Source organism: Acinetobacter guillouiae CIP 63.46, from assembly GCF_000368145.1.
Taxonomy (GTDB): Bacteria; Pseudomonadota; Gammaproteobacteria; order Pseudomonadales; family Moraxellaceae; genus Acinetobacter; species Acinetobacter guillouiae.
In genome coordinates this window covers 1-1,120 of record NZ_KB849289.1, presented here as the reverse complement: position 1 = coordinate 1,120, position 1,120 = coordinate 1, and the positions used below count along the sequence as shown (strand labels likewise).

Annotated in this window: 1 protein-coding gene; it reads right to left on the bottom strand. The window is 36.6% G+C overall.

Annotation, left to right across the window (positions count from 1 at the left end; translation table 11 throughout):
• Positions 1 to 7: 7 nt before the first annotated feature.
• Positions 8 to 1,033, bottom strand: coding sequence for an IS30-like element ISAba125 family transposase (locus tag F981_RS22260; protein WP_010326927.1), 1,026 nt, complete (start codon positions 1,031 to 1,033; stop codon positions 8 to 10).
• Between the last annotated feature and the right edge of the window lie 87 nt (positions 1,034 to 1,120).

Genomic DNA, 1,120 nt, shown 5'->3' with positions numbered 1-1,120 from the left:
GGCGAATTCAAACATGAGGTGCGACAGTTTGAAAAGTCTTATGATAATCAACAAGCTGAGCAAATTTCTCTAATGGTGTAAGCCAATCTAACGCTTTTCTAGGACGAGTATTCAGTGACATGGCAACTTGATTTAAATAATGCTGATCTGCCTGATTTAAATCAATCCCTTTAGGTAAATATTGCCTAATTAAACCATTCATATTTTCGCATGTGCCTTTTTGCCAGGGTGAATGTGGGTCACAGAAATATACATCTATGCCTAAATCTTCTTCAAGTATTTTATGTTCTGCCATCTCGCGTCCACGGTCATAGGTCAACGTTTTACGCAGTTCTGCAGGTAAATATTTCAGAGCTTCAGTTAAAGCCTTGCGCACTGATTCTGCCTTTGCATCAGGTAATGTTGCCAAGATACAGAGCCGTGTATTTCGTTCAATAAGTGTTGCTATCGAACTTTTATTGTCTTTACCTTTAATTAAATCAGCTTCCCAATGACCCGGTATTTTTCTTTCTTGAACTTCGGCTGGGCGCTCATGAATAGTTTTAATATCCTGTAATATAGAATCTTTTTTAGGTTCACCGTTAGCTTTTCGCTTTTTATTTTCATGACGCAGACAGGATAATAAGTCTTTTTTCAACTCACCCTTTGGTAATGCTCGTATCGTTGAATAAATCGTTGTATGGCTTACATTCATTGTTTGATCCAAATCAGGAAATGTCTTTAAACGCTTTGCTATTTGCTGAGGAGACCATAAACAACGGATCGCTTCAACAATAAATTTCCAGAGGATTGAATCGATTTTGAGTTTTCTGTGACCACGTCTACGTCTAGCGAAGGTGTTATCAGAAGCATATCGAGCTTGATAAACGTCATTGATGCTATTTCTTTTAAGCTCACGATAGATCGTACTAGGATGTCTTTTAATGAGTTCAGCAAATTTTCTGGCTGAAAAGCCTTCTTTTCTTGACTCAAGCATTAATGCAGTACGATCTTCAAAGTTAAGATGATGGTATGACAATTTTATATACTCCATAAACCCTTTAAATTAATTAGGTGGTTTATGTCGCACTTCAAGTTTTACTCTGCCCTTTGAATTCATTTCTCAGTTTTAAATTTAAAA